Here is a 5,050-nt window from a genome sequence, read left to right on the forward strand (position 1 = left end):
GCACATGGCAGTCCGCCGGCTTTGGCTTAAACTCGGTGGCCTGTCGGGTCGGCATGGCCGTGTTCTGCGCCGTCCCGCTTACACTGAAGAACGTTAGCGTACACAACCAGCAGCCGGCTTTTAGGCTGGCAACACCGCACGCCGCCGCCATGTCGTCATTGCCCGGCCGAAATTTATCGACTCTGAACCGCCAGCGAGGAACCCGCATGCCCCATGTTCTGATCATTCACGAAGTCGAAGCCTATCAGGCCTGGAAAACCGTCTTCGACGAAGCGGCGGAAATTCGCAAAACCGCCGGCGAAATCCACTATCAATTGCTGAGTTACGCCGACGACGCCAACCGCATCGTGCATTATTCCGAGTGGTCGTCGCTGGACAGCGCCCGGCGCTTTTTCGAATCGGCGGAGCTGGTGGCGATTCGCCGGCGGGCCGGCGTCAAGTCCCCGGAATTTCTGTATCTGAATGAAATCGAACGCGGCACGCTGTAAACCGCTGACTCGATCCTTGCACAACCCGGCGCCTCTGAAGCCACTTTAACGGAGTAAACCTGAACCATGAAGTCACGCATTCCCGTAGTTCTCAGCTTATTAATCGCGTTATCCGGCTGCGCGGGCGCACCGCCGCCCCAGCCGGACGCTTGGCAACACGGCGATTACCGCTATCTAAAGACTTATTTGAGCTGGCTGATCGAAAGCCAAATGAGCAAACAAGCCATCGAAGGGCTGAGTATCGCCATTGTGGACGACCAGCAAGTGGTGTGGTCGCAAGGCTTTGGCTACGCCGATAAAAAACGCGACGTGCCGGCATCGGCCGATACCGTGTACCGGGTCGGCTCGATTTCCAAGTTGTTTACCGATACCTTGGTGATGCAATTGGCCGAGCAAAGCCAGCTGGATATTGATCAACCGCTGCAACGCTATTTGCCGAACTTTTCGATCCAATCGCGGTTCACCGATACCGCCGCGATCACGCCGCGCAACATCATGAGCCATCATTCCGGTTTGCCCGGCGACATCGTCAACGGCATGTGGACGCAACAGCCGCGGCCGTTCGGGCAATTGGTCGAGCAACTGAAATCCGAATACGTCAGCAATCCGGCCAACACGGTATTTTCGTATTCGAATCTTGGCGTGACCTTGTTGGGGGCTATGCTGGAAACGGTCAGTGCCACGCCGTTTAGTGTCTACGCCGACCAGCAATTGCTCAAACCGCTGGGCATGCGAACCGCTCTCTTCGCGTCGGGACTGGAAGGCGAACTGGCGTCGAAATCCTACCGCTTCGGCGAGGAAAAACCCGAGCCGCCGCTCCGCGACATGCCGGCCGGCGGCTTGAACGCGAGTGTGCTGGACCTGAGCCGCTTCGTGAAAATGGTATTCTCCGGCGGAACATCCGACGGCCGCCAGCTATTGCAAGCGCAAACCGTCGCGGCGATGCTGGAACCGCAAAACGCCGACGTGCCGCTCGACGCCGGCCTAAAGGTCGGGCTGGGCTGGATGCTGCGGAACAACTTAAACATCGGCCCGATAGCCGAACACGGCGGCGCCACGCTGTATCAATTCAGCCTGATGAGTCTGGCCACCAAACATAAAATCGGCGTCGTCGTACTCAGCAACTCGCCCAACCAAGCCTTGCAGAAGATCAATAACGCCGCGCTGAAACTGGCGGTCGCGATCAAAACCGGCCAACCCTTCCGCGAAACCGAAAATCCGACCATCGAAACCCGACCGCCGACTGTGGCCGAACAAAGCCAATTCAGCGGCCACTATGCGACGATGTTGGGCTACGTCGATGCCGCAAAAACCGGCGACGGCATTTCCGCCGATTTGAACGGCAACGCATTGGACATTGTGGTCCGCCCGGACGGTCATTTCGGTCTTCGCTATTGGTTGCTGGGCTTGATTCCGATCCAACCGGAGGAACTGGCCGAAGTCGGTCTGTCGCTGGCGGACATTACCGGCCGCCAGATATTGCTGGCGCATACCGAAGGCCAGACCATTCCGATCGGCGAAAAAATCGTCGCTACCGCAATTTCCGGAGCTTGGCGGCAACGCTTGGGCGACTACCACATCGTCAATCTGGCCGACGGCGAGGCGATCGTTCCGGAGCGCTGTGCCTTGCGGGAACGCAACGGTTTCCTGGTATTGGAGTACGCGTTACCCAGCTTCGACATTGAAAAACAGACCTGGGCGCTCAAACCCATCGACGACGAACAGGCTATTACCCATGGCCTCGGCCGAGGCATGGGCGACACCCTGCGCGTCGTCAACCTGGATGGCCGGGAGCTGATCGCCTATTCCGGCTATTTATTGCAGAAGCAATAGTGGGGGGTCAATGGGGAGCCGGCGCGTGTGTCCAGTCCAACCTCCCCCCTTTCCGCCTGGAAACCGCCACCAGTTCCGGCTCAGACCAAGCCAACGATGCCGACTCAATGACCAGCAGTGAATGTTGGCTGTTTGGAATGGCGAACTGGTGCTGTCGGCCAGAACCGGGCGCCGATAACGAATAGCACCCGGTTGATCCATGCCGCTGGACTTACGGCGCGCAATTGACCACCAATTCCTGGCTGTACTGGCCGGTCTCCTTGTCCTTGGACATGAACACGGCGGTATAGCGGCGCAGCTCCGGTTTGCCGGGAGTCAGCAACGGCCGGCGATCGACGAAGGGCGAGACGGTGGCGCGGCCCAGCAGCACCCAGTCGGTATCGATGTCGCGCTGGCAATAAATATTCACCCCGTCGCTGCGGTATTTTAGAAAGCTTAACGCCACTACCCCGCCGGTTTGATCGTTGCCGCTCAATTTGGGGCTGGCCGCCGATAAGTCGCCGGCCCGGCTGCTTCCCTCGATGCCCAATTGCGCGCCGATACCGTCGGTGTAATTGGAGCGCGCCTTGATGCGCCTTGCCTCGGCCCGAATCAGAGTTTCGGATGCCTGGCGACTGTCGCTTTTGTCGGCGGTCGCTTGTTTGGCAAGCGCGGCGGCATTGCCGGCCAGCCGCGACTTATCGTGAAAATCGGCATTCGCCGCCGTCAGCGCCGCCAAGTCGGCCTCGGACACGCCGTGCTCAGGTTTGAGATTGGCCAGAAAATGGTCGAACCAGGCCAGAAAATCGTGATCGGAATTCGGGATAAACGTGGATTTGGGCATGTTAAGCTCCTCGATGAATGAATTTAATCCGCCCACCTACTCCAGTTTCGCCACCGGCAACGCCCGCGACGAGGGTATCGGCCATTCCGTGCCGTGTTTTTATATTGGAAACGCGTGCTTCCACGGTTCCGTGTCGTGTTCCTGCGGCTCCGTGTCGTGTGTCCAACGTTCCGTGCCGTGTTTCCAACGTTCCGTGTCGTGTTTCCACGGCTCCGTGCCGTGTTTCCAGCGTTCCGTGTCATGCTTCCACGGCTCCGTGAAACTCGAATCGCCGAAAGCCTTGCCAGCCGTGACTTGCAGCGGTTTTCCCCCAACGTTTGAAACACGCGTAAAAATGGTTCCGTGACGGGCAACCATAGACGGTTACCGTCAGCCGCTTTGTCATGCGTATCGCCCCGTTAACCAGGGCGCTTGCTTAAACAGTGCGACTAGCGGCACAACAGAGTCGAGCGCTCCTTGAACGACCGAAAGGATAGTCTATAAATTGAAAAACGCATAGAATAGCCGCTAATGACATCGCGCAGCTCTTTTTCCGTGCGCTTTGGTTGCGACTCCTTGCGTTTAGGATGTTTAGTGGGCGGCTTACGACCCGTTGCGGACTATCGCTACATTTGATTCAGTGTCTGCAATTTGACGTTTACCAGCCATATCTACTAGATTCCGATGATATACAGAAGTGAAACCCATATACTGATCAATAATTTATCGTTTCGAGGTTCATTTTTCGGTAGATATGCTGTTAACAGCTTAATAACTTGTTAGCTTTGTATTCGCTTACAAAATATATTCGACTTGGCTTCACTTAGCGAAAAGGGGAAATAAATGGCAAATGAAGAACTGAAAAACGAGGTTCTTGGTAACATAAACGGATGGTTTTTTTGGCTGACTTTCTGGTTGTCAGCTCATTACATAGTTGGAGTAATCGGAGTGGTGTCTGGCGTGCTTGCAGCGGGTGCGCTAGGTAGCGTTATTGGTGACTCCAAGAGTGTGCAAGAAATCGCCGGCCTCGTCGCCGCTGCCGCATCCGCTATTCTCGGATTCCTAAAACCGGAAAAGCTTTACCTCAAGTATTCAGTTCCTTACGGAATGATAAAGGCGGCTTATGCGGAGTTCTTAGTTGATAGTGATGCTGGAAAATTGGCAAAGACCAACACAGAAGCTATCAAATTGATTAATGGCCCTCAGGCAGGAAGCTAACCAGCGTATCAACTTGATCCCAAAAAGCTCCGCGGCTGTCGCCGCTCCGTTTTTCGGGTCAAGTTATACTTATCGTTAGGCAGCAAGCGAATGACGCCCGCAGATCAACCTGATGTCCAATTTACAATTACTTCCGACGAAGCAATTGTCTTATTTGAGTTTCTTCAACGATTCAGCAACACGGAAAAATTGGGCATCGAGGATCAAGCTGAAGAACGAGCACTCTGGAACCTCTGCTGCGTTTTTGAAAAGTACCTCGCCATGCCGTTTGATAAAGACTATCCCGAGTTGTTGCGTGAAGCGCGGGAGCGGTTGCGCGATGAACCCTAGTCTGCCGCCTAACCCTGCGCTCAAGTTCGCTCCCTCTGGTCGCTGGGACGCGCCTTCGGCGCGCCCCTTAGCTACACGTTGGGCGTCACAAAGGAGAACCCATTGCTTAGTTTAGAAAGCTCACGTTGGTCTGAGTTACATCACGCTTATGGGCAGGCATCTGACATTCCTGCTTTGTTAAAGCAACTTGCCGAAATTCCAGATTCGTCAGACAACAAAGAGCCTTGGTTTTCACTGTGGAGTTCGCTTGCTCATCAAGGTGACGTTTATTCGGCCTCGTTTGCCGCCGTGCCACATGTAATCGAGGCACTTGCCTCATCACCGTTGAAAGCGGAATTCAGCTATTTTCAGTTCCCCGCTTGGGTGGAAATATGCCGTA

Annotated in this window: 6 protein-coding genes; 5 read left to right on the plus strand and 1 reads right to left on the minus strand. The window is 55.4% G+C overall.

The window, feature by feature from the left end; translation table 11 throughout:
* Positions 1-206 precede the first annotated feature (206 nt).
* A complete protein-coding gene (locus tag AC3B8H_RS18475; protein WP_488443001.1) occupies positions 207-488 on the plus strand; it encodes an antibiotic biosynthesis monooxygenase in 282 nt (93 codons plus the stop codon).
* 66 nt (positions 489-554) lie between these two features.
* Positions 555-2,321, plus strand: coding sequence for a serine hydrolase domain-containing protein (locus AC3B8H_RS18480; protein WP_488443002.1), 1,767 nt, complete (start codon positions 555-557; stop codon positions 2,319-2,321).
* A 211-nt stretch (positions 2,322-2,532) separates the two neighbouring features.
* On the opposite strand, the gene AC3B8H_RS18485 is transcribed toward AC3B8H_RS18480, so the two are convergent.
* Positions 2,533-3,144, minus strand: coding sequence for a hypothetical protein (locus AC3B8H_RS18485; protein ID WP_488443003.1), 612 nt, complete (start codon positions 3,142-3,144; stop codon positions 2,533-2,535).
* Between the two features lie 822 nt (positions 3,145-3,966).
* On the opposite strand from AC3B8H_RS18485, the gene AC3B8H_RS18490 reads away from it, so the two are divergent.
* The 3 genes from AC3B8H_RS18490 to AC3B8H_RS18500 all read left to right on the plus strand — a co-directional run.
* The gene (locus tag AC3B8H_RS18490) at positions 3,967-4,341 is read left to right on the plus strand and encodes a hypothetical protein (protein ID WP_488443004.1); all 375 of its coding nucleotides are present in this window, start codon (positions 3,967-3,969) and stop codon (positions 4,339-4,341) included.
* A 90-nt stretch (positions 4,342-4,431) separates the two neighbouring features.
* Entirely contained in the window at positions 4,432-4,671 is a 240-nt protein-coding gene (locus tag AC3B8H_RS18495; protein ID WP_488443005.1) for a hypothetical protein, read from the plus strand.
* Positions 4,672-4,773: 102 nt separating this feature from the next.
* On the plus strand, positions 4,774-5,050 hold a 277-nt coding region (locus AC3B8H_RS18500; RefSeq protein ID WP_488443006.1), incomplete at its 3' end, for a hypothetical protein.

The sequence above is a fragment of the Methylomonas sp. BG-2 genome, assembly GCF_057766305.1.